Consider the following 22,757-nt stretch of genomic DNA (forward strand, 5'->3'; position numbering starts at 1 on the left):
CCACTTCCCTCATGGTGAGCTTGTCGAACCACGCACCAAAGTTTTTGCCGGATCAGCTGATCCTAGACGGCCTCTGACCAGACCGCCATTGCCTCGATAACGGCGGGGAGGTCGCGGTGGCGGCTGATGACGGTTTCAGCGCCGGCATCGGTCAGCTTGTCCGCATGGCCCGGATAGGTGTGGGCGCCGCCGGTAAAACCGATAACCCGCATACCTGCGGTCACCGCCGCATGCACGCCATGCGCGGAGTCTTCGATCACGATGCAGCGGGCAGGATCGACGTTGAAATGCTTGGCGGCGTAGATATAGACATCCGGCGCCGGCTTTGATTTCCGGGTTCCCACTTCGCGCGCCGAGAAAATATTGGGAGCGAAGAGCTCGTAGAGCGAGCTTTGCTCCAGCATCATCTTCAGCGACGCACTGGTCGAGTTCGAGGCAATGCATTTGGGGTATTTGAGCGCGGCGACGACCGGTTCGATACCCTCGATGACGTTCAGTTCATGGCGCAGCTTGTGGTCCATCTGACGGGCGGATTCCTCGATCAGCGACGCGGAAATCGGGACACCCGATTCTTTCTCCACCTGAATGAGGATGTCGGTCCAGGTCAGTCCGGCAAAGCGCTCGGCGATGGCCTCGGCTTCAATCGGATAGCCCGACTCCGTCAACAGTTTCGATTCGACTTCGGCGGCCAATATCTCTGAATCGACGAGCACGCCATCGCAGTCGAAAATAATCAGCTGGGGTTCCATTACGTCATACCTGTTCGTGAAAAATAGCTGCATCGCGCAGCTTTGGGTCAAGTCTGGGGGATTACCGGCATCGACTACACTCTTATTGGCGATGCGTCAAAGAAAAGCGCATTGTTTTCATTCACGGATATCCGTCGGCTTTAACGCGATGTTTACCCTGCTCGGTAACCATAAGGTCAGTTCAGTAACGCGTCTCCAGTAATCGAGTATCCCATGTCCGTTGTTCGTCTCGTCAATGACCTGCCCCAGGCTGCGCCGCAATCCGCCTGGCTCGACACGATCCTGAAAGGCGACTGTGTTGCCGCCCTCAATCGTCTGCCCGACCATTCGATCGACGTCATCTTTGCCGATCCTCCCTACAATCTGCAGCTTGATGGCGATCTGCATCGCCCGGACCAGTCAAAGGTCGATGCCGTGGACGATCATTGGGACCAGTTCGACAGTTTCCAGGCCTATGATGCCTTCACCCGCGCCTGGCTGCTTGCCTGCCGCCGCGTTCTGAAGCCGAACGGCACCATCTGGGTCATCGGCTCCTATCACAATATCTTCCGCGTTGGCGCCACCATGCAGGATCTCGGATTCTGGATGCTCAACGACATCATCTGGCGCAAGAACAACCCCATGCCGAACTTCCGTGGCCGCCGCTTCCAGAACGCGCATGAAACCATGATCTGGGCGTCGCGCGACCAGAAGGGTAAGGGCTACACCTTCAACTATGAAGCGATGAAGGCTGCCAATGACGATCTGCAGATGCGGTCCGACTGGCTGTTTCCCATCTGCACCGGTGCGGAGCGTCTGAAAGATGAGAATGGCGACAAGATCCACCCGACCCAGAAGCCGGAAGCCCTCCTGGCCCGTATTCTCATGGCTTCGTCCAAACCCGGCGACGTCATTCTCGATCCATTCTTCGGGTCAGGAACAACAGGCGCGGTCGCCAAACGTCTGGGCCGCCATTTTGTCGGCGTTGAACGGGAACAGAAATACATCGACGCGGCGATGAGCCGGATTGCCTCGGTCGAGGAACTGGGCGGTGCCGAACTCAAGGTGATGACCGGCAAGCGGGCCGAGCCGCGTGTTGCCTTCGGCAGCATTGTCGAAGCAGGGCTCTTGAAGCCAGGCGTCGTCTTGAGTGATGTTCGCCAGCGTCATGCGGCCATCGTGCGCGCTGACGGAACCGTTGCCAGCAATGGCGATGCGGGTTCGATCCACCGCATGGGCGCCAAGGTGCAGGGTTTTGATGCCTGCAACGGCTGGACGTTCTGGCACTATGAGGAAGACGGCAAGCTCAAGCCGATCGACGAGCTGCGCAAGCAGGTCCGCGACGGAATGGCTTCCGCCGGCGTATAAATCCCAATCTGATCGGACGAGACCTCCAGTACCGCTCTGATCCCGGAACGCCCAAGGTAGACCTTGGGCGTTTCGTTGTGTGCAGCGGATCAGACGCGGATGCCGAGGCGGTTGAGGTCAGCGCGCAGCGTTTGCGGATCGATGAATTGCACCGACTGCCATCCGGCGGCCTGCGCCCCGGCGACATTCTTGGCGCTGTCATCGATGAAAAGCGTGGCGGCGGGATCCACGCCGAATGTTGCGACGTGGTGGTCATAGATCGCCTTGTCAGGCTTGATCAGGCCGATATCGCCGGAGATGGTCACGCCGCGGCTTTCCGTCAGGAACGGGAAACGCTGCCAAGCTTCGCGCAGCGTATCGGAGGCGAAATTCGTCAGCATCGTCACATCGTGCCCGTCGGCGATCAGCTGGCGCATGATGACGACGCTGTCATCGATACTATGGGTGATCATCTGGTGCCAGTTCTGCCGGAAGGCGCGGATCTGGTGCTCGCGGTCGGGAAAATCGGCGATCAGCAGGGCTTCGGCATCGGCCCATTTGCGGCCGCGGTCCTGTTCGATGTTCCAGGCGTGTGTGCAGACATTGTCGAAGAACCATTTGCGTTCGGCCGCATCCGGAATGACACTGCGGAAAGCAACATCGGGATCATAGTGAATAAGAACCTGGCCGATGTCGAAAACGATGTGTTTGACGGGTGTCATGCCTCTTTCCTTCTTTTCTCGAAAGCATCCGGTATTGCGGCAGCAATGGCTTTTTTCATCACCGTCGGCAATGCCTCATTGTCCAGATTCTCCACGCTGATCCACCAGCCATCCCTGCCGGCCGGCTTTTGCACATTACGGGCCGCGTAGATCGTCAGGCGCAGCTCAAAATGCGTGAAAATATGGGTTATTGTGCCGCTGGGTACCCATTGCGCACCGAAGGGAGCCGCATCGATACCCGTTTCGCCGTCGATTCGGGAGGTCCATTCCGTCGTCGGCACCTCGGTCATACCGCCGAGCAATCCCGTTTGAGCCCGCCCGCGCAGATAGACTTCGCCATCGGCGGAAACGGCGATGAACGCCGCACCAAGGCGAACAGGTTTGTCCTTTTTGGGCGCCTTCACCGGGAAAAACTCCGGGTCCGTGGTTTTCAGTGCCTCGCAATTGTCGTTGAGGGGGCAGATCACGCAGGCCGGCCGCTTGGGCGTGCAGATGGTTGCGCCGAGGTCCATCATCGCCTGCGCAAAATCACCCGGTCTTTTGCCGGGGGTCAGCAACTGCATCAGCCGCCGGATTTCGGGCTTCGCCGCGGGCAGGGGCGTCGACAGGGCATAGAGGCGCGTGATGACACGCTCGACATTGCCGTCGACAACGGCAATCGGCATGCCGAAGGCAATGGATGCGATGGCCGCTGCCGTATAATCGCCGATTCCCGGCAATGATTTGAGCCCGGCAAGATCGGCGGGAAAATGCCCGCCGAAGTCCGCTGCCACGATATCGGCGCACTTTTTCAGGTTGCGCGCGCGGGAATAATAGCCGAGCCCGGCCCAGGCGCGCATCACGTCATCCTGGCTGGCGGCGGCCAGGTCCATCACCGTCGGCCACTTGCGTATGAAGGTCAGGAAATAGGGTTTTACCGCCTCGACCGTCGTCTGCTGAAGCATGATTTCCGACAGCCAGATGCGGTAGGGATTAGCTACAATTCCGGACTTGTGATCCCCCGGCGTTATGCGCCAGGGTAAAATGCGATGATGGCTATCATACCAGGCGAGCAGTTCATTCGTTATTGGTTGCATCAATTCAAAACTGCTTTACAGGGAAGTGAAGTGACATTTCTCATGAAACGGTTGCGAAAGTAAATTCAAGAACATTCGGATTCATAAATGTTCCCAGCTCAGTTGACCAACGCCCTGCTGCTACCCACAAAAGGGCGTCTCGTCGGTATTGATCGCAACAATCGCATCTTCACTTTCCTGTTTGCACTTTTTCCCGGCTTGCTGGTCAGCGGAACCTCGGTAACGCTGGTCTGCGCCTTCCTCTGGGCGATAATTTCTCTGGTCCTGCGGCGCTTTCCCTGGCAGATGACGCGCCAGGACCGCATTATCGGCTGGATTTTTACCGCCTATGTCCTGGTGACGGTTTTCGTCGTGCTTCTCAGCCCGAATCTGGCGAAGGGTGCTGAATATCTCTTGAAGATGATCCCGTTCCTGGCGGTCTGGGCCATTATCCCCAGACTGAGGGTGAGTCTCGACGGGCGTATCGGTCCATTCTTCGTGACCGGCGCGGGCATCGGAATGATCGGCGCCCTGATTTACAGCGTGGTCCAGATGCTCCTGCATGAGAGCCGTGCCACCGGCGGTGCGGGCAATGCTGCGGTTTTCGGGCTTTTTGCCGTGCTGTTCGGCAGCATCGCCCTGCTCAATGTCCACTCGCAAAGCAAAACCGAACGGCTGATTGCGGTTGCGGGCTTCACCTGCGGGCTGGTCTGCGTGTTCCTTTCCGGCACCCGGTCGGCCTGGCTGGTCATCCCGTTTCACTGTGCCATCCTGTTCTGGTACCTGCGCGGCCAGACGCTGCCGTCGATCAATCGAACCGTTAAATTATTGATGGCGCTTTTGCTCGTGGTCGTGGCTCTCGCGGCAGTCCCGAAGATCATGGACCGCTACAGCGCGCTGCAGACCGACATCGTACAGCTGGACGAAGATCCCAACAACATCAGCTCGCTGAGTGCCCGGCTCCTGTTGTGGAGCGGCGCTGAAAAGGCATTTCTCGCGTCACCGCTTGTCGGACAGGGCCCGCAAAACCGCATGCAGTCGGTCAACAGGGCTTTGGATCTGCCTCCCGAGAAATACATGCTGTTCACGCATGTCCATAATGGCTTTTTGAATGCGGCAGTCGATGGTGGGGTGCTGGGGGTCCTGGCGCTGCTTCTGCTGTTGTCGGCACCCATTGTCGCCGCGCGCCTGAAGGAACCCGGACCCGGGCGGGATTTGACGACGGCGCTTTCCTTGCTGCTCGTGACGGCTTATGTGATCACGGGAATGTTTGGCATCATGTTCGGGCACGACGCGACCGATGCGGTCTTCATCTACGTGACGCTGCTCATTTGCACGATTTCCGGTCCGACACCCTATCTGTCGGTGCGGGAAATCGCGGACCGCGCCGAACAGGACAAGGCTGCACTAGTGGCATGATAAAAGGGTTGAGGATAAAGTTCTGACATGAAAGCGATTGTTACCGGAGCGGCAGGCTTTATCGGCTTTCACGTGGCAAGGCGGCTCGCCAGGGAAGGCTTTGAGGTCATCGCCATCGACAACCTCAATGATTATTATCAGGTCGCCCTCAAGGAGACCCGCCTGTTGGCGCTAGGAAGCCTCGCCAATATCCGCTTTGCCCGTGCCAATATTGCCAGACCGGAAGAATTGCGCGCCGCGATTGCCGGTGACATGGATGCCGATGTGATCGTGCATCTGGCGGCTCAGGCGGGTGTGCGCTACTCCGTGGAAAATCCCGCCGCCTATGTCGATGCCAATGTTCAGGGACAGGTGACTGTGTTTGAACAGGCCCGCGTGATGCCGAAGCAGCCGCCGGTTGTCTATGCAAGTTCGTCGTCGGTTTATGGCGCCAATACCAAGGTGCCGTTTTCCGAGAGCGATCCGGTCAATAATCCGGTTTCCGTCTATGCGGCGACAAAGCGCTCGGCGGAGCTGCTGGCCTACTCCTATGCGCACGTCCACAAGATCGCTTCGACCGGCCTGCGCTTCTTCACGGTTTATGGCCCCTATGGCCGTCCTGACATGGCGCCATGGCTGTTCACGGACGCCATTTCAAAGGGCGAGCCGATCAAAGTATACAATCACGGCAAGATGGCGCGCGATTTCACCTTCATCGATGATATTGTCAGCGGCGTGCTTGGTGCGGTGAACCGCATCCTGTCCAATCCGGCGCAAACCGCACCGGTCTACAATCTCGGTAACAACAATCCGGTGGCCCTGCTGCGCTTTATCGAAATCATCGAGCAGGCTGTGGGCCGCGAAGCCGTCAAAAAGTTCGAGCCAATGCCCCCGGCGGATGTCGAGCGCACCTATGCGGATATCGACCTTGCCACGCGCGATCTGGGCTTTTGCCCGAAGACGACGCTGGAGGAGGGTATTCCCCTGTTTGTTGAGTGGTTTCGCGGCTATAATGGCCGCTGACGCTTCCATTCCACACGCGGGGCAACCGATATAATGAGCGATGACCGCAAGCAAAGGGGATTCCGGCCATTGGCCGATCCCGCATCGGGCGTGCTCGATCCAGTCCTGCGCAAGCGCGCCGGGATCACGATAGAGCTTGTTCAGGCTTGGGAAGAAGTGGTTGGCCCCGCTCTTGGTGACCAGTCCCGCCCGTTGAAGCTCCTGTGGCCGCGCCGTGCGCATGAGGACGACCCGTTCCAGCCGGCGACGCTGGTGATTGCCTGCCAGGGGTTCACCGCCATGCGCATCCAGCACGAGACCGGTGAAATCATCAGCCGGGTCAATGCCTTTCTCGGCTTTGCCGCAGTCGGCCGCATCAAGATCGAGCAGAAGGCCATCACGCTGCCCGCGCCGAAGCGGCGTGCATTGCCGCCGGTCGATGCGGCAACCAGGGGGAAGATCAGTCGCGTCGTCGAAGCCATCGAGGACGATAGCCTGCGCGAGGCGCTGGAACGGCTCGGGCAAAGCATCCACGCGGAAAAGATCAAGCGCTGAAACACGTTCTGCCTGATTTTATCCCGTTCAGATCACGAAAAATTCAAAGACAGATGGCAAGCTCTGCCTTAAAGAGACTGCCATAGGGCTCTACGGAGTCAAACAACGCATAATCAACACCGGAGACAGGTGATCCTTATGACTGACATGCTGACACGCCGAAACATTCTGACCCTCGCGGCCGTATCGACGGCGGCGCTCGCTGTGACAGCGGGCAACCCGGCATGGTCAGAAGATGCGGCCAAGCCTGCCGCGACGCCGGTGCCCGGCGCCGTCAAGATCCCGGAATCCGCCGGGAAGGTCGATCAGGCCAAGCTGATGGAGCAGGGTCCGCTCAAGGATATCGTGATGGGCAAGGCCGACGCTCCGGTCACCATCATCGAATACGCTTCCATGACCTGCCCGCATTGTGCGCACTTCACCGTTGCCACGCTGCCGACGATCAAGGAAAAATACATCGATACGGGCAAGGCCAAGCTCATCCTGCGCGAATTCCCGTTCGATCCGCGCGCTGCCGCTGCCTTCATGCTCGCCCGCTGCGCCCCGGAAGACCGCTACTATCCGCTTGTTGATGTGCTGTTCAAACAGCAGGAACAGTGGGCCGCATCGGCAAATGCAGTAGAACCTTTGATGCAAATCTCCAAATTGGCCGGTTTTACACAGGAGTCGTTCAACGCTTGCTTGACGAACCAAAAACTTCTGGATGATGTGAATGCATCGCGTGACCGCGGAGCCAAGGATTTCGGCGTCAATGCAACGCCGACCTTCTTCATCAACGGCACGAAATATGCAGGAGCCCTATCGGTTGACGAAATGTCAGCGATTATCGACGGTCTACTCTGATAGCTGCCTGCTGAATTCAGGCGGACGCCTTGCCGCGTCCGCCCTTGCGGTTTTGTGCGGGAAGGGCCTCTGATGCGCTTCACGAAACTCCGACTCCTCGGTTTCAAATCCTTCGTCGAACCCGCCGAATTCGTCATTGAAAGCGGATTGACCGGCGTTGTCGGCCCCAATGGCTGCGGCAAATCCAATCTCGTGGAAGCCTTGCGCTGGGTCATGGGCGAAAGCTCCTACAAGAACATGCGCGCATCCGGCATGGATGACGTCATTTTCTCCGGCTCCGGCACGCGCCCGTCGCGCAATACGGCCGAAGTCACGCTCTTTCTCGACAATCACGACCGCAGCGCCCCGGCAACCTTCAACGATGCCGATGAATTGCAGGTGTCGCGCCGTATCGAACGTGAGGCGGGTTCGGTTTACCGCATCAACGGCAAGGATGCCCGCGCCAAGGACGTGCAGCTGCTGTTCGCCGACCAGTCGACCGGCGCCCGGTCGCCATCCATGGTCGGTCAGGGCCGCATTGGCGAACTTATCCAGGCCAAGCCGCAGGCCCGCCGGGCACTTCTCGAAGAAGCTGCCGGCATATCCGGCCTGCACACCCGCCGCCACGAGGCGGAACTGCGCCTGCGGGCAGCGGAACAAAATCTGGAGCGGCTGGAAGACGTCGTCGGCGAGCTGGAAACCCAGATCGAAAGCCTGAAACGGCAATCGCGTCAGGCCAATCGCTTCAAGAGCCTGTCGGCGGATATCCGCCGTTCCGAAGCGATCCTCCTGCATCTGAAGTGGGCGGTCGCCAAACATCAGGAGGCCGAGGCGCAGTCGGCTTTGTCTGCTGCGACATCAGGCGTTGGCGATTTCGCCCAGGTTCAGATGAACGCGGCCAAGGAACAGGCGATCGGCGCGCACAAGCTGCCGGATCTGCGTGAGGCGGAAGCCAAGGCTGCCGCAGCCCTGCAGCGCCTGACCATCGCCCGTTCGCAGATCGAGGAAGAGGCCCAGCGTATCCGTGCCCGCCAGTCGGAGCTGGAAAAGCGGCTGGCGCAGCTTACCGCCGATATTGCTCGCGAAGAGCAGATGGTGCGCGACAATGCCGATATTCTGGCGCGTCTCGACGCGGAAGAGCGTTCGCTCAACCAGGACAACGCCAATGCGGGCGAACACGAACTGGCAACCCGCGCCGATTTTGAACGGGCCGATGCCAAGCTCCGGGAGAGCGAAGCAGCCCTTGCCAAGGTAACGGCTGAACGCGCCGAAGCCACCGCCGAACGGGCGCAGATCGAGCGCAATTTGCGCGAAAGCACCGAACGCCGTGACCGCCTTGCCCGCCAGATGGGCGATGTGGAGCGCGATCTCTCCGCCATAACAGCGCAGATTGCGGCGCTTGCCGATCCCATCGAGAAGCAGGCGCTGGTTGAAACAGCCGAAGCCACGCTCGAACAGGCTGAGGAAGGCGCTTTGGCGGCGGAAGCGGCCGTCGAGACGGCGCGCCGCACGGAAGCGCAGTTGCGCCAGCCGGTGCAGGACGCCCGCAGCAATCTCAACCGCATCGAGACTGAAGCCCGCACCTTGGCCAATATGATCAATGTCGGCGGGTCGGACCTGTTTCCCGCCGTTGTCGAAGCGGTGAAGGTGGAAAAGGGGTTTGAAATCGCGCTCGGTGCGGCCCTTGGTGAAGATCTCGATGCCCCGCTGGATCGCAGCGCTCCGGTTTTCTGGGGCGATATTGATGGTGCCGGTGATGATCCCGCACTGCCAGCCGGGCTGAAAACCCTTGCCAGTGTCGTCAAGGCGCCGCGCCAGCTTGCCCGCCGTCTTGCCCAGATCGGCATTGTCGACGAGGCGGATGGCGCGCGCATTCAGGCATCGCTGAAGCCGGGTCAGCGGCTGGTCAGCCGTTCCGGTGCGCTGTGGCGCTGGGATGGCTATACGGCAAGCGCTGATGCACCGACACCGGCGGCACAGCGTCTGGCCCAGAAAAACCGCCTCGCCGAGCTGGATATCGAAGTTGTCGAAGCGACGAAGCGCCTGCGCGAGGCGGAAGCAGCGATCGCTGCGGCCGAAGCTGCTGTGCGGCAATCGGTCGAGAACGAGCGAATGGCTCGCGATCACTGGCGCGCCATGCAGCGCGCCGTCAGCGATGCGCGCGAGGCGCTTGCATCAGCCGAACGGGCTGCAGGCCAGCTTTCCAGCCGCCGCGCCGCTTTGGACGAGGGCAAGGCCCGCCTCGCCGAAACGCTTGAAGAAACACAGGAACAGTTCCTTGAGGCAGAAGACCGGCTCGCCCGCGCGCCGGATCTGGAAGAGGTCAATAACCGGCTCAGCCAGCTGACCACCGAAGTCATGACCGACCGGGCGGCGCTCGCCGAGACACGTGCCGTGCATGAGGGCTTGCGCCGCGAGGCCGAGAACCGCATGCGGCGGCTGGAGTCCATCGGTTTTGAACGCAGGAGCTGGAACGACCGCGCGCTGAATGCCGACCGCCAGATCGAATCTTTGACCGAACGGCGACAGGAAGCGGAAGAAGAATTTGCCGATCTGGTCGATGCGCCGGATGAAATTGCCGAGCGCAACCGGGCGCTGCTGTCGCAGCTCTCGCAAGCGGAAGCGTTGCGCAAGGAAGCCGGTGACCGCTTGGCTGTCGCCGAAGCACGCCAGCAGGAACTCGACCGTGCCGCCACCGATGCCATTCAGGCGCTGGCCACGGCGCGTGAAGGCCGGGCCCGGTCGGAAGAGCGCCTTGCTGCGGCACAGGAACGCCGTCATGACGCCGAAACCCGCATTGCCGAAGCCCTCAATTGCGCGCCGCATGAAGCGATGAAGCTGACCGGCCTTGGCCCCAACGATCCCTTGCCGGATGTCGATGCGACGGACCGCAATCTGGAACGGCTGAAGATCGAGCGCGAGCGCCTCGGTGCCGTCAACCTGCGGGCCGAGGAGGAGCAGGAAGAGTTGTCGGCGCGGCTTGAGGCGATTGTCAGCGAACGCGAAGACATCATCGAGGCGGTCAAGAAACTGCGCCAGGCGATCCAGAGCCTCAACCGCGAGGGGCGCGAACGGCTGCTTGCCGCGTTCGAAGTAGTGAATGCGCAGTTCCAGCGCCTGTTCACGCATCTGTTCGGGGGCGGCACGGCGGAGCTGCAATTGATTGAATCGGAAGATCCGCTGGAAGCCGGTCTTGAAATCCTTGCCCGTCCGCCCGGCAAGAAGCCGCAGACCATGACGCTCTTGTCCGGCGGCGAGCAGGCCCTGACCGCAATGGCGCTGATCTTTGCGGTGTTCCTGACCAACCCGGCGCCGATCTGCGTGCTGGACGAGGTGGACGCGCCGCTCGACGATCACAATGTCGAGCGCTTCTGCAACCTGATGGACGAAATGGCGGCATCAACGGAAACGCGTTTTGTTGTCATCACCCACAACCCGATCACCATGGCGCGCATGAACCGTCTCTTCGGTGTCACCATGGCCGAGCAGGGCGTCAGCCAGCTGGTGTCGGTCGATCTCCAGACCGCCGAGCAACTGCGCGAGGCGAGCTGATACCAGACTGCTTCAAGCTTGAAATGACGAAGGATTTCAAAGATTAACGCGGATTTACTCTGCTAATCGATTTGAATGGTGCAATGCAGCATTTTTTGGTGGTGCTTCACGAACCTATCGAATAGACCTTCTTCAGCGCTTTGCGGCGCGTGGACGGCGGCATGGGAGGCTGCAATGGTGAAGTGGGTTTACACATTCGGTGACGGCAAGGCGGAAGGCTCTGCCGGCGATCGCAACCTTCTGGGCGGCAAGGGGGCCAATCTGGCCGAGATGTGCGCACTCGGGCTGCCGGTCCCGCCCGGATTTACCATCACGTCCGAGGTCTGCAGCTGGTTCTATGACAATGGCCATCGTTATCCTGATGCGCTCGAAGCCGACGTCAAGAAGGCGCTTGGCCATATCGCTGCGGTGACGGGCCGCGATTTCGGCGACCCGTCCAAGCCGCTGCTGGTGTCCGTGCGTTCCGGCTCCCGCGCTTCCATGCCGGGCATGATGGACACCGTGCTCAATCTCGGCCTCAATGATCAGACCGTCGAAGCCATCGCCCGCGAATCCGGCGATCCGCGCTTTGCCTATGACAGCTACCGCCGTTTCATCCAGATGTATTCCGACGTGGTCATGGGGCTCGACCATTCGGTCTTCGAAGAAATCCTCGAGGATACCAAGGCCAATCTCGGCGTCGAGATCGATACGGCGCTCTCGGCCGACGACTGGAAGGGCATCATCGACCTTTACAAGGCCAAGATCGAGGAAGAGCTGGAAGAGCCATTCCCGCAGGACCCGGAAAAGCAGCTTTGGGGCGCGATCGGCGCTGTTTTCTCCAGCTGGATGAACACGCGAGCCATCACCTATCGCCGCCTGCACAACATCCCGGAAAGCTGGGGCACGGCCGTCAATATCCAGGCCATGGTGTTCGGCAATATGGGCGAGCGTTCGGCAACGGGCGTTGCCTTCACACGCAATCCGTCGACCGGCGAAAAGAAGCTCTATGGCGAGTTTCTCGTCAATGCGCAGGGCGAAGACGTGGTTGCGGGCATCAGGACGCCGCAGAACATCACGGAAGACGCGCGCATTGCCGCCGGTTCCGACAAGCCGTCGCTGGAAAAGCTGATGCCGGCCGCCTTTGCCGAATTCTGCGCCGTGTCGGACCGGCTGGAAAAGCATTACACCGACATGCAGGATCTCGAATTCACCATCGAGAACGGCAAGCTGTGGATGCTGCAGACGCGATCCGGCAAGCGGACCGCCAAGGCCGCCTTGAAAATCGCCGTTGAAATGGCAAATGAAGGCCTGATCACGCGGGAAGAAGCGGTTCTGCGTATTGATCCGGCTTCGCTCGATCAGCTGCTGCATCCCACAATCGATCCTTCGGCCAAGCGCAATGTCATCGGCAGCGGGCTTCCGGCATCGCCGGGCGCGGCGACGGGTGAGATCGTGTTCTCGTCGGAAGATGCCGAACAGCTGAAGTCGGAAGGCCGCAAGGCCATCCTCGTGCGCATCGAAACCAGCCCGGAAGACATTCACGGCATGCACGCCGCCGAAGCCATCCTGACCACCCGCGGCGGCATGACCAGCCACGCGGCCGTGGTGGCGCGCGGCATGGGCAAGCCCTGCGTCTCCGGTGCGGGTTCCCTGCGTGTCGATTACCGCAATGAAACCCTGCTGGCCGCCGGCGTGCTTTTGAAGAAGGGCGACATCATCACCATCGATGGCGGTATCGGCCAGGTGCTCAAGGGCGCCGTTCCCATGCTGCAGCCGGAATTCTCCGGCGATTTCGCCAAGATCATGGAATGGGCCGACACGACGCGCCGCATGAAGGTGCGTGCCAATGCCGAAACGCCGAATGATGCGCGCATGGCGCGCTCGTTCGGGGCCGAGGGCATCGGTCTTTGCCGCACCGAGCATATGTTCTTTGACGGCGAGCGCATCATTGCCATGCGCGAAATGATCCTGGCCGACAGCGAGAAGGGCCGCCGCGCCGCGCTCGACAAGCTGTTGCCGATGCAGCGCGCCGATTTCAAGGAGCTGTTCGAAATCATGAACGGCCTTCCCGTGACGATCCGGTTGCTTGACCCGCCGCTGCACGAATTCCTGCCGAAGACGGAAGAGGAAATCGCGGAAGTTGCGGCCGTCATGAATGTCAGCCCGGAGAAGCTGCGCGAGCGCACCGACAGCCTGCATGAATTCAACCCGATGCTCGGTCATCGCGGCTGCCGCCTCGCCATTTCCTATCCGGAAATTGCCGAAATGCAGGTGCGGGCGATTTTCGAAGCCGCCGTGCGGGCGGCGGAAGTCACCGGCGCCCCGGTCGAGCCGGAAATCATGGTGCCGCTGGTTGGCCTGCGTGCCGAACTTGATTTCGTCAAGGCCCGCATCGATGCGGTCGCCGCTGACGTGATGAAGGAAGCGGATATCAAGATCAATTACCTCGTCGGCACGATGATCGAACTGCCGCGCGCTGCGGTGCGTGCGCATTCGATTGCCGAGGTGGCGGAGTTCTTCTCCTTCGGCACCAACGATCTGACGCAGACAACCTTCGGTATTTCGCGCGACGATGCATCCGCCTTCCTGATGACCTATCAGATGAAGGGTATCATCCAGCAGGATCCGTTCGTCTCCATTGATGTGGACGGCGTCGGCGAACTGGTGCGCATTGCCGTGGAAAAGGGCAAGACAACCCGACCGGATATCAAGCTGGGCATCTGCGGTGAACATGGCGGCGATCCGGCTTCCATTCACTTCTGCGAAGAAACCGGCCTTGACTATGTCTCCTGCTCGCCGTTCCGCGTGCCGATCGCGCGCCTGGCGGCGGCACAGGCCTCGGCCAAGCAAAAATAGCGCCTCGGCCCTGCTGGCAGGGCCGGTGCCGCATTTTGGACGTGATCTGCGCGTGTATCTGCGGGCAATTCTCAAGATTGGTAAACACCGTGCGCTCAGCTTCTGCCATCATCGCTGCTCTTCTTCTCGTCACGCCTGCGGGGATCGCAACGGCCGGGGATCATCCGGCGCCATTCGTCGAGCCGAAGCTTTATATTGCCAAGGGCGGCGCCGCGGCGCCGCAGGTGGCCCTGACGCTGGATGCCTGTTCCGGGCAGACGGACCTGCGCATTCTCAATACGCTGGTCGAAAACCGCATCCCGGCAACGATCTTCGTCACCGCCCGCTGGATGCGGCACAATGCCGAGGCGCTTGCGGTCATGAAGGCGCATCCCGACCTGTTCGAACTGGAAAATCACGGCTTCAACCATATCCCGGCCATCGACAACCAGCCCACCATGTTCGGATTGAAGACGGCGGGCTCGGAAGCCGCCATCCGCAGTGAAATCCAGGGCGGTGTCGACGCCATGCTGAAAGCCTCCGTCGCCAAGCCGGTCTGGTATCGCGATGCGACCGCCCGCTACAGCGAAAACGGTATCCGCATCATCCATGAGATGGGCTACCGGGTGGCCGGTTATTCGCTCAATGCCGATATGGGTGCCTCGCTGATGGCCGGACTGGTGGAAAAGCGCATTGCCGCTGCCAAGGATGGCGATGTCATCATTGCCCATATCAACCAGCCGGGCCGGGTGGCCGGTGCCGGTGTTGCCAAAGGTGTTTTGGCCCTGCAGCAAAAGGGTTTTCGCTTCGTGCGCCTGCAGGATGTGACCGTTTCCGCGCAGCCGGTGCGCTCCGGGGTCTGATCAAACCGGCAGCGAAAGACCGCCGCCGGTTTTGCTTTCTCACAATCGCATTCATGCTGCTGTTATGGCAGCCGGAAAGCCGTGGCTTCGTGCCTGGACGGCCGCGATGAAGGCCAGGGCGAGCAGTACCAGCAGCACCCATGAGAACGAGGTGACGCCGGTTGTTTCCAGGAGGAAGCCGCCGATGATGCCGCCGCCGGCAATGCCGATGTTCCAGACAGTGACGATCATCGATTGCGCGACATCCGCCGCATCGCCCGCGGTTTTGGCCGATGCGGTCTGGAACAGGGTCGGCACGCCGCCATAGGTCACACCCCAGATGGCGAAGCTGAGATAGACCATCGTGCTGTTGGCGGACCAGATGGCAAGGAGTACGGCCGCCACGGCAAAGGCCGCGATGCAGATCAACGTGAGTTCGCGCAACCAGCGGTCGATCATCAGGCCGATCATCCAGGTGCCGAGAATGGCGGACAGGCCAAAGACGAACAGCACCTTGTCGATGCTTCCGGCGAGCCCGGCGGGAACCAGAAACGGCGCGATATAGGTATAGAGCACGTTATGGGCCACCACATAGGTCAGCGTGACAAACAGCACCGCCTTGACGCCGGGAATGGCGAAGACGCCGGAGATCGGCAATTGCCTGCCCGCTTCCTGGCCGGGAAAATCCGGCAATTTCCAGATGGTCCAGCCAACCAGCAGCACCGTCAGCCCGCTCATGATGCCGAATGTGTACTGCCAGCCGACAAACGCGCCCAGAAATGTCCCGGCGGGCACGCCGAGGGACAGCGCGACGGGCGCGCCGAGCATGGCGACGGCCATGGCCTTGCCTTTCATGTGGTCGGGCACCATGCGCCCGGCATAACCGGCAACCAGCGCCCAGAGCAGACCGGCAAAGACGCCCGCAAAGAACCGGGCGCCGAGCGTGAGCGTGTAGCTGGTGGAAACCGCCGTGATCGTGTTGACGATGGCAAATCCGGCGATGGCGCTGAGCAGCAGTGGCTTGCGTCGCCATCCGCGTGTGGCTGCGGTCAGCGGGATGGCGGCGATGAGGGAGCCGAGCGCGTAGATGGTGACAAGCTGGCCCACCAGCGATTCGGGCACTGCCAGACTGGCGCCCATCTGGGGCAGCAGGCCCGCCGGCAGCGCTTCGGTGAGGACGGTGATGAAACCGGCTGCTGCAAGGGCAAGCAGGCCGCTGAGCGGCAGCCGGAAGGAGGAGGCGGGAGGAGCCTCGTCCAGCGATGTTGTGATCGATGTCATGTCTTTGCCTGGTCAATAGGTAAGGGGTTGGGCAGGCGGAGAGGTGATGCCTTTACGGTGCAAAGCTTCACACCTGCGATGGGAAGCCGAACGTACTCATCTTCGCAAAACGGAAAAACAGGCTATAGTTCCTTTCACAAGCGACATTTTTGTCGGCAATGAAGAGGTGATGTCGATGGACAATCTGGGCTCATGGAATGCTTTCGTGCAGGCCGCCGAATACCGCAGTTTCGTGGCCGCCGGCCGCCACCTCGGCGTTTCCCCCTCTGCCATCGGCAAATCGATTGCGCGGCTGGAGGAACGGCTTGGTGCCCGGCTTTTTCACCGCAGCACGCGCAGCATCACGCTGACGCCCGAAGGCTCGCTGTTCCTGGAGCGGTGCCGTCGCATTTTCTGCGAGATCGAGGCGGCCGAACTGGAATTGTCGCAGGCCAATGAGGCGCCGCGCGGCAGGTTGCGTGTCAGCATGCCGATTGCGGACCGGTTGATGATGCCGGTGCTTTCCGCCTTCATGCGCGCCTATCCCGACATCGAGCTGGACATTGACTGCTCCGACCGGCTGGTCGATGTGATCGAGGACGGCTTCGACGCGGTCCTGCGCACCGGCGAGCCGAATGATTCGCGGCTGATGACCCGGGTGCTCGGCTCGTTCCGCAAGCGCCTCGTTGGATCACCGGACTATTTCGCGCGCATGGGAACACCGGAAGTGCCGGAGGACCTGACGCGGCATCATTGCCTGTTTTACCGCTATCCGACCACCGGGAAATTGCAACTCTGGCCGCTGTCCCGCAATGGCAGGGATGTGGAACTTGACCTGCCCGCGACCCTCGTCTGCAACACGTCGGCACCGCAGATCCACATGGCGCAGGAGGGGCTTGGCATCGCCTGCCTGCCGGATTTCACCATCATGGACGAGCTGCGGTCTGGAACGCTGGTCAGCGTTCTCGATGACTTCATCCCGTTTTCCGGCACGTTCCGCGTGCTCTGGCCGTCGAGCCGCTATCTCTCACCCAAGCTGCGGGTGTTCGTCGATTTCGTCGCCGAACACCTCGATCTTGCGCCGGTCAGGGGCTGAAGATCAACACGAGATAGACGAAGAAGATCATCAGATGCACCGCACCTTCGAGCACCGTCGTGCGCAGGCCGGAAAAGGTCAGGGTGCTGAGGATCAGTGTCACCGCCAGCAGGGTCATTTCGGTGGATGACAGGCCGAGAATGGCGGTCTGGCCGGTGAACAGGCTGATGGCAAGCACGGCCGGCACGGTCAGGCCGACGGTCGAGGTTGCCGCACCCAGGCACAGGTTGACCGCGCGCTGCAGCTCATTGCCGGAAACGGCGCGAAGCGCGGTGATGGCTTCCGGCGTGAAGACGATGGCGGCGATGAGCAGGCCACCAAGTGCGGTGGGCGCGCCGAAGCTGGCAATGCCATGGTCGAGCAGCGAGGCCAGGCTCTTTGACAGCAGCACGATCGGCAGGATGTTCAGGATCAGCAGCAGCGTGTGGCCGCCAATCGACCCGGCAGGTTTCGCATGCGGCGCTTCGGCCTCGGGCGATGCCTGCAGAACGTCTTCATCTCCCTTGGGATAAACGAAGAAGTCGCGGTGTCGTCCCGTCTGCAGCACAATGAAAATCACATAGAGGGCAATGGTGAAAATCGAGAAGAACACCGATTGAACCACGGTGAGGGAGCCATTGCTGGTGGAAACCGTGAAGTTCGGCAGGATCAGCGGGATGACCGTCAGCGGAATGATGACGATGAGATAGGATGCCGCGCCCTGCAGATTGTAGCCCTGCTGGCCGTAACGCAGCCCGCCGATGAGCAGGCCAAGGCCGACCACGCCGTTCAAAACGATCATCAGCACCGCGAACATCGTGTCGCGGCCGAGCGTCGGTGCATCCGAACTCAGCATCACGGCGCTGATCAGCACCACTTCGATGATGACGATGGAGAGGGTGAGAATGAGCGTTCCGAGCGGTTCGCCCAGCAGTTCCGCCAGTTCCTCCGCCTCATGCACGACGCCGAAGGCCGACCAGATGATGACGCCGAACAGCCAGACAAACAGAAACGAAGCTTTCATCACCGAACTCAGATCGGCCATCCAGCCATATCCGAAAACAAGAAAGGCACCCACAGTTGCCCAAGCTACAATCAGTCTGATCCATCCGGATATCATCGGCCCTCCTTCATCGGGTTGAGGTATCGTTTCGTCTTGCAGAACCTATACAGGAAATTATCGGCGATTTTACCGTTTTCTGACGCTTTATCAAAGATTTCGCTCTGCCAACCGATACTCGCTCATGCCTTGGCCGCTGCTATCACGCGCTTATGACGCAACGCTTGCTTGTGTCCGTGGTCCTGTCTGCCTAACTTGCTCCCGATGAGGAGCCCGCGGGCTCCCCCGACGGATTGCAAACACTCCAAGGAGAATGAAATGCAGCTTGGCATGATTGGGTTAGGGCGCATGGGCGCCAACATGGCGCAGCGCCTCATGAAGCGTGGTCACGCCCTCGTGGTTCACGACACCCGTGCCGAAAGCATGGCGGACCTGCAAAAACAGGGCGCGACCGGAACGGTCGTGCTGGAGGAGTTCGTCTCGCTTCTGGCCAAGCCGCGCGCCATCTGGCTGATGCTGCCCGCCGCCGTTGTCGACAGCGTTCTCGCCAAGCTCGTGCCGTTGCTCGAGGCGGGCGATATCCTCATCGATGGCGGCAATTCCTATTATCACGACGATATCCGCCGCGGCGGCGAGCTGAAGACAAAAGGCCTGCACTATGTCGACGTCGGCACCAGCGGCGGTGTCTTCGGACTGGAGCGCGGCTATTGCCTGATGATCGGTGGCGAAAAGGACGTGGTAGAGCATCTCTCGCCCGTATTCGCCTCGCTGGCGCCGGGCGGCAATGACCCGGCCGCGCCAGCCGTCGCTGCGCCGGGCAAGAGCACGGCGCCGCTCGGTTATCTGCATTGCGGCGCCAATGGTGCCGGCCACTTCGTCAAAATGGTCCATAACGGCATCGAATACGGTTTGATGGCGGCCTATGCGGAAGGCCTGAACATCCTGCGCAATGCGGATATCGGCCTGCGCTCGCATGAGGTGGACGCGGAAACCACGCCACTCCTGCATCCCGAGCATTATCAATACAGTTTCGACCTGCCGCAGATCGCCGAGGTCTGGCGTCGCGGCAGCGTGATAAGCTCCTGGCTGCTGGATTTGACCGCCGACGCCCTGAACGACGATCCGACCCTGTCGAATTTCCAGGGGCGTGTTTCGGATTCGGGCGAGGGGCGTTGGACGGCCATCGCCGCTATTGACGAGGCCGTACCCACGCCGGTTCTCAGCGCGGCGCTGCAGGAGCGCTTCAGCTCGCGCGGCAATGCCGACTTCGCCAACAAGGTGCTGTCGGCCATGCGCAGCGAGTTTGGCGGCCATGTGGAGAAACCCGCTTCCAAAACCTGAGGCCCCGTGCGCAGCTCCGCTCCGGTCCCGATAGGGGGCCGGAGCGGAGTTGTCCGTACATCGCGCTAGAATTTCGAACTATTGTTTTTGTATTTTGCTATTTGTTTAGACATTCTTCCTGGCGGAAGACGGGCATCCCGCATGTATTAATGCTGTGACAAAACGCCTATAGAATCGCCAAATCTGGTTTGGCGATTGATCATTCAATGGTGAAAACGGGATATGTTTTGTGTATTGCGAAATGATTTTTGTATTATTATAAAGCAATCCCGTAGTGCGGTTGGTCCAAGGTTTCAGGCCAGCAGTGCAACAGCGTCACATCATTTTGGAGATACTCATGACATCGAAACTCTGCAGTGGAGTCTTCGCGGCACTTATGTTCATGGCCGTTTTCATCGCATCGTCGGCCCATGCGGCAGACAAGCCGGGCTGCAAGGATTTCCCCGGTATCAAGCGCTTTGAAGGGTCATCGATCATGTTGTGCGATGCGCGCAACTTCGCGGAATATACCCTGCCGACCGGAAAGTGGGTCAAGAACGAGGATGACTCCGCCAAGTCGGATTTTGCCAGCAAGGAAGCACTGGAAGGCCGCCTCACGCAGAACGTCTATTCCGTCCCTGCCGGACCTTCCTCGGCCGAAGTGTTCCGCAACTACCTGAACGATCTGCAATCGGCGGGCTACAAGGTCCTGTTCCAGGCCAAGCAGGCCGACACCTATCAACTGGAGAACGTCTTTGGCGAAAAGGGCCCCGGCGGCCAGCTTTTCGGCTACAGCCCGGACGAGGCGCGTTATGTGGCGGCCGTCAAGGAAGAAGGCGGCGTCAAAACCTACATCGCGCTCTACGTCATCGAATTCGAGGATGGCTATGTGCCGGAATTCGATGCGGTCAAGGGTCAGGTTTATATCCGCCTCGACTCCCTGCAGGTCGGCAACCTGACCGACCAGATGGTCGTGGTGTCCGCCTCGCAGATCAGCAAGAGCCTCGATACGGCCGGCAAGGTTCTGCTCTACGGTATTCATTTCGACTTCAACAAGGCGTCAATCAAGCCGGAGTCGCGCCCGAGCCTTGATGAAATCGCCAAGTTCCTGAAGGATCAGCCGAACGAGAAACTCGATGTGGTTGGCCATACCGACAATATTGGCGGTGCTGACTTCAACATGCAGTTGTCGAAGGCGCGGGCCGATGCGGTTGTCGCCGATCTGGTCAGTACCTACAGTGTTTCGGCGAGCCGTCTCAAGGCGAAGGGAGAGGGCTTGCAGTCGCCTGTCGCATCGAATGACGACGAAGCCGGACGGGCCAAGAACCGCCGGGTGGAACTTCATCGCCAGTAGCACTGGCGCACTCTATGCGAGAACAGGAAAGGCGGCTCACGGAGCCGCCTTTTTGCTGTGCATGGCCGCCGGTCAGTTTGGCCGCACGCTGGCTTCCCGGTTGCAATCACCGCCGCAGGCGTCAGGTGAAACAAACTGCATGGTGAAGACCTGGCCGCCAATGCCCTGGGCAAGTTCCGGTGACAATGTCAGCGGCGTGCAATCTTTGACGGCGGAAATGGCCGCATCGATGAATGATTTGCGCGCCGCCGCATCATTGCCCGGAAAATCGATGGCAGCCGTTCGCGGCGGGCCGATCAGCGAGCCGTCGCGCTTGAAGCTGAAACGGAGTGTCACGGTGGATTTTTGTGCCCCCTCCGGCGCAGTCCAGCAGGCATGAAGCGCTTTGCCAACATCATCCATGGTGGTCAGCGGGCCGGCCATCACGGAGGGAGTGGTGGAGAGCGTCATGGCGAGTGCCAGAGACAGGTGATTGAGAAGCTGTGTCATGATCCCAGTTGCTCCTTTTGAATGTCCAAAGACGGTGCACTTGAGTCCAACGATAGAATACCACCAAAAGCCCATTTTAGTGAGTAAAAATACTATCTAAGGTTGAACATTACTGGGGTAATTGCAGTATTGTCTGGGATATCCGGGTTTAAACACGCACATGTGATGGTGGATGGCCCTTTCGGGCTGTTTTCACCATCCCATTACTTTGAAAAACCTATGCGGCCTTGATCGGGCGCGGTCCGATATACCGCGATTGCGGGCGAATCAGCCGGCCATGTTGCGTCTGCTCTCTTGCATGGGCGATCCAGCCGCCGACCCGTCCCATGGCGAAGACGCTGGTAAAGCTGTCCCTTGGAAAACCAAGCGTTTCCAGCAGCAGTGCCGTATAGAATTCCACATTGGTCTTGAGCGGGCGGTCGGGTTTGCGGCGGGCGAGGATGCGCAGAGCCGCCGCTTCGACGCTCTCCGCCAGCTTGAAGCGGCCCGCACCGTGATTGCCCGTTCCAGCCAGCCGCCGCAGCGCCTGCATCAATGCATCCGCGCGCGGGTCGCGCACCCGGTAGATGCGATGGCCGAAACCCATCAGCCGCTCGCCGTCGTCCAGTGCCCTTTCCAGCCAGGTTTCGGCGTTGTCGGGTGTGCCGATGGCGTCGAGCATGTCGAGAACCGGCCCCGGTGCACCCCCATGCAGCGGGCCCTTGAGCGCGCCGAATGCGGCCAGCACGGAGGACACCAGTCCCGCATGGGTGGATGCCACCACGCGTGCCGCGAATGTCGAGGCGTTCATGCCGTGGTCACTGACCGTAACGAGATAGGTATCGAGTGCGGCGGCTTCCTGCGGTGTGACAGTTCGGCCGTGCAGCATGTGCAATATATCCGCGGCGTGGCTGAGCGCGATGTCGGGCGCGACAGGTGCCTGGCCGTTCTTCAGCCGGATGACCGCCGGGGTGAACACTGCGGGAGCCGCGATCAGGCGCAGGGCGGTGGCAAGGTCATCGCCATCAGCAAATTGGGCGGTCAGCGCGCGCACCGCATCGGTGACCGGCAGTGCGAGCAAGGGCGCGGCAGCATCGGGTATCATGCGGAAAACCTCCTGACGGGCCAGGCCGATGCGCGTGCGCAGTCCGTCCGCGTCGAGCTTCTCGTCAAAGGCATCCGACAGCAGCAGCGCCAGCAATTCCTCATAGGGGACAACGCCGGCCAATTCATCCAGCGACCGGCCGCGAATGATCAATATGCCCCCCAGCCCGTCAACATCCGACAGCGTGGTTTCCGTGGCGACAACATCATCAAGACCGTTTTTCATGGCAAACTCCAGTTTTTGTTTCCGCCACAGGATGAGGTGCGCTATGATTG

At 60.5% G+C, this 22,757-nt stretch carries 18 protein-coding genes; 11 read left to right on the top strand and 7 right to left on the bottom strand.

Features of this window, described 5'->3' with window-relative positions; translation table 11 throughout:
- Positions 1–62: 62 nt before the first annotated feature.
- Positions 63–749 carry an HAD family phosphatase gene (locus ACIQWS_RS04030; protein WP_223611522.1) on the bottom strand — a complete coding sequence of 229 codons (687 nt, stop codon included), beginning with the start codon at positions 747–749 and terminating at the stop codon, positions 63–65.
- 213 nt (positions 750–962) lie between these two features.
- Between ACIQWS_RS04030 and ACIQWS_RS04035 the strand changes: the two genes are divergently transcribed.
- Complete coding sequence (locus ACIQWS_RS04035; RefSeq protein WP_346307058.1) at positions 963–2,096, top strand: site-specific DNA-methyltransferase; 1,134 nt, start codon at positions 963–965, stop codon at positions 2,094–2,096.
- A gap of 89 nt (positions 2,097–2,185) precedes the next feature.
- On the opposite strand, the gene ACIQWS_RS04040 is transcribed toward ACIQWS_RS04035, so the two are convergent.
- Positions 2,186–2,797 carry an HAD family phosphatase gene (locus ACIQWS_RS04040; protein ID WP_346307057.1) on the bottom strand — a complete coding sequence of 204 codons (612 nt, stop codon included), beginning with the start codon at positions 2,795–2,797 and terminating at the stop codon, positions 2,186–2,188.
- A complete protein-coding gene (gene mutY, locus ACIQWS_RS04045) occupies positions 2,794–3,873 on the bottom strand; it encodes an A/G-specific adenine glycosylase (RefSeq protein WP_346307056.1) in 1,080 nt (359 codons plus the stop codon). Before mutY ends, ACIQWS_RS04040 begins: the two co-directional genes overlap by 4 nt.
- An 87-nt stretch (positions 3,874–3,960) precedes the next feature.
- Here mutY and ACIQWS_RS04050 point away from each other — a divergent pair, with 87 nt between their 5' ends.
- The 7 genes from ACIQWS_RS04050 to ACIQWS_RS04080 all read left to right on the top strand — a co-directional run bounded on the left by ACIQWS_RS04050 (position 3,961) and on the right by ACIQWS_RS04080 (position 14,861).
- Positions 3,961–5,271 carry an O-antigen ligase family protein gene (locus tag ACIQWS_RS04050; RefSeq protein ID WP_403170432.1) on the top strand — a complete coding sequence of 437 codons (1,311 nt, stop codon included), beginning with the start codon at positions 3,961–3,963 and terminating at the stop codon, positions 5,269–5,271.
- A gap of 27 nt (positions 5,272–5,298) precedes the next feature.
- Entirely contained in the window at positions 5,299–6,273 is a 975-nt protein-coding gene (locus ACIQWS_RS04055) for an SDR family NAD(P)-dependent oxidoreductase (protein ID WP_346307054.1), read from the top strand.
- A 33-nt stretch (positions 6,274–6,306) separates the two neighbouring features.
- A complete protein-coding gene (locus ACIQWS_RS04060; protein ID WP_223611516.1) occupies positions 6,307–6,807 on the top strand; it encodes a DUF721 domain-containing protein in 501 nt (166 codons plus the stop codon).
- Between the two features lie 138 nt (positions 6,808–6,945).
- Positions 6,946–7,650 (top strand): DsbA family protein, encoded by a 705-nt coding sequence (locus ACIQWS_RS04065; protein ID WP_346307053.1) that lies wholly within the window; start codon positions 6,946–6,948, stop codon positions 7,648–7,650.
- A 72-nt stretch (positions 7,651–7,722) separates the two neighbouring features.
- On the top strand, positions 7,723–11,181 hold the full coding sequence (smc, locus tag ACIQWS_RS04070; RefSeq protein ID WP_403170438.1) for a chromosome segregation protein SMC: 3,459 nt from the start codon (positions 7,723–7,725) through the stop codon (positions 11,179–11,181).
- 174 nt (positions 11,182–11,355) lie between these two features.
- Positions 11,356–14,019 carry a pyruvate, phosphate dikinase gene (gene ppdK, locus ACIQWS_RS04075; RefSeq protein ID WP_403170441.1) on the top strand — a complete coding sequence of 888 codons (2,664 nt, stop codon included), beginning with the start codon at positions 11,356–11,358 and terminating at the stop codon, positions 14,017–14,019.
- An 89-nt stretch (positions 14,020–14,108) separates the two neighbouring features.
- Positions 14,109–14,861, top strand: coding sequence for a polysaccharide deacetylase family protein (locus ACIQWS_RS04080; protein WP_374042736.1), 753 nt, complete (start codon positions 14,109–14,111; stop codon positions 14,859–14,861).
- 51 nt (positions 14,862–14,912) lie between these two features.
- On the opposite strand, the gene ACIQWS_RS04085 is transcribed toward ACIQWS_RS04080, so the two are convergent.
- The gene (locus ACIQWS_RS04085) at positions 14,913–16,121 is read right to left on the bottom strand and encodes an MFS transporter (RefSeq protein WP_403170445.1); all 1,209 of its coding nucleotides are present in this window, start codon (positions 16,119–16,121) and stop codon (positions 14,913–14,915) included.
- Between the two features lie 175 nt (positions 16,122–16,296).
- On the opposite strand from ACIQWS_RS04085, the gene ACIQWS_RS04090 reads away from it, so the two are divergent.
- Positions 16,297–17,196, top strand: coding sequence for a LysR family transcriptional regulator (locus tag ACIQWS_RS04090; protein ID WP_403170448.1), 900 nt, complete (start codon positions 16,297–16,299; stop codon positions 17,194–17,196).
- On the opposite strand, the gene ACIQWS_RS04095 is transcribed toward ACIQWS_RS04090, so the two are convergent.
- Positions 17,186–18,220 carry a calcium:proton antiporter gene (locus tag ACIQWS_RS04095; RefSeq protein WP_346306517.1) on the bottom strand — a complete coding sequence of 345 codons (1,035 nt, stop codon included), beginning with the start codon at positions 18,218–18,220 and terminating at the stop codon, positions 17,186–17,188. The genes ACIQWS_RS04090 and ACIQWS_RS04095 overlap by 11 nt on opposite strands.
- A 333-nt stretch (positions 18,221–18,553) precedes the next feature.
- Between ACIQWS_RS04095 and gnd the strand changes: the two genes are divergently transcribed.
- Positions 18,554–19,576, top strand: a complete 1,023-nt coding sequence (gene gnd, locus ACIQWS_RS04100; RefSeq protein ID WP_346306516.1) for a phosphogluconate dehydrogenase (NAD(+)-dependent, decarboxylating) — start codon at positions 18,554–18,556, stop codon at positions 19,574–19,576.
- A 337-nt stretch (positions 19,577–19,913) separates the two neighbouring features.
- Positions 19,914–20,909: an OmpA family protein gene (locus ACIQWS_RS04105; protein WP_403170452.1), complete on the top strand. Its 996-nt coding sequence runs from the start codon at positions 19,914–19,916 to the stop codon at positions 20,907–20,909.
- 72 nt (positions 20,910–20,981) lie between these two features.
- Here the strand turns inward: ACIQWS_RS04105 and ACIQWS_RS04110 are convergent, their stop codons facing one another.
- Both ACIQWS_RS04110 and ACIQWS_RS04115 read right to left on the bottom strand, forming a co-directional pair.
- Positions 20,982–21,398: a hypothetical protein gene (locus tag ACIQWS_RS04110; RefSeq protein WP_403170454.1), complete on the bottom strand. Its 417-nt coding sequence runs from the start codon at positions 21,396–21,398 to the stop codon at positions 20,982–20,984.
- A gap of 217 nt (positions 21,399–21,615) precedes the next feature.
- The gene (locus tag ACIQWS_RS04115) at positions 21,616–22,707 is read right to left on the bottom strand and encodes a citrate synthase/methylcitrate synthase (RefSeq protein WP_403170456.1); all 1,092 of its coding nucleotides are present in this window, start codon (positions 22,705–22,707) and stop codon (positions 21,616–21,618) included.
- Between the last annotated feature and the right edge of the window lie 50 nt (positions 22,708–22,757).

The organism is Phyllobacterium sp. NPDC097923 (assembly GCF_044760925.1).
In the GTDB taxonomy this organism is placed as follows: domain Bacteria; phylum Pseudomonadota; class Alphaproteobacteria; order Rhizobiales; family Rhizobiaceae; genus Phyllobacterium; species Phyllobacterium calauticae.

Coding starts and splice junctions, on each gene's coding strand:
- ACIQWS_RS04030 (WP_223611522.1), bottom strand. CDS start 749: ATGGAACCCCAGCTGATTATTTTCGACTGCGATGGCGTGCTCGTCGAT.
- ACIQWS_RS04035 (WP_346307058.1), top strand. CDS start 963: ATGTCCGTTGTTCGTCTCGTCAATGACCTGCCCCAGGCTGCGCCGCAA.
- ACIQWS_RS04040 (WP_346307057.1), bottom strand. CDS start 2,797: ATGACACCCGTCAAACACATCGTTTTCGACATCGGCCAGGTTCTTATT.
- mutY (WP_346307056.1), bottom strand. CDS start 3,873: ATGCAACCAATAACGAATGAACTGCTCGCCTGGTATGATAGCCATCAT.
- ACIQWS_RS04050 (WP_403170432.1), top strand. CDS start 3,961: ATGTTCCCAGCTCAGTTGACCAACGCCCTGCTGCTACCCACAAAAGGG.
- ACIQWS_RS04055 (WP_346307054.1), top strand. CDS start 5,299: ATGAAAGCGATTGTTACCGGAGCGGCAGGCTTTATCGGCTTTCACGTG.
- ACIQWS_RS04060 (WP_223611516.1), top strand. CDS start 6,307: ATGAGCGATGACCGCAAGCAAAGGGGATTCCGGCCATTGGCCGATCCC.
- ACIQWS_RS04065 (WP_346307053.1), top strand. CDS start 6,946: ATGACTGACATGCTGACACGCCGAAACATTCTGACCCTCGCGGCCGTA.
- smc (WP_403170438.1), top strand. CDS start 7,723: ATGCGCTTCACGAAACTCCGACTCCTCGGTTTCAAATCCTTCGTCGAA.
- ppdK (WP_403170441.1), top strand. CDS start 11,356: ATGGTGAAGTGGGTTTACACATTCGGTGACGGCAAGGCGGAAGGCTCT.
- ACIQWS_RS04085 (WP_403170445.1), bottom strand. CDS start 16,121: ATGACATCGATCACAACATCGCTGGACGAGGCTCCTCCCGCCTCCTCC.
- ACIQWS_RS04090 (WP_403170448.1), top strand. CDS start 16,297: ATGGACAATCTGGGCTCATGGAATGCTTTCGTGCAGGCCGCCGAATAC.
- ACIQWS_RS04095 (WP_346306517.1), bottom strand. CDS start 18,220: ATGGCCGATCTGAGTTCGGTGATGAAAGCTTCGTTTCTGTTTGTCTGG.
- gnd (WP_346306516.1), top strand. CDS start 18,554: ATGCAGCTTGGCATGATTGGGTTAGGGCGCATGGGCGCCAACATGGCG.
- ACIQWS_RS04105 (WP_403170452.1), top strand. CDS start 19,914: ATGACATCGAAACTCTGCAGTGGAGTCTTCGCGGCACTTATGTTCATG.
- ACIQWS_RS04110 (WP_403170454.1), bottom strand. CDS start 21,398: ATGACACAGCTTCTCAATCACCTGTCTCTGGCACTCGCCATGACGCTC.
- ACIQWS_RS04115 (WP_403170456.1), bottom strand. CDS start 22,707: ATGAAAAACGGTCTTGATGATGTTGTCGCCACGGAAACCACGCTGTCG.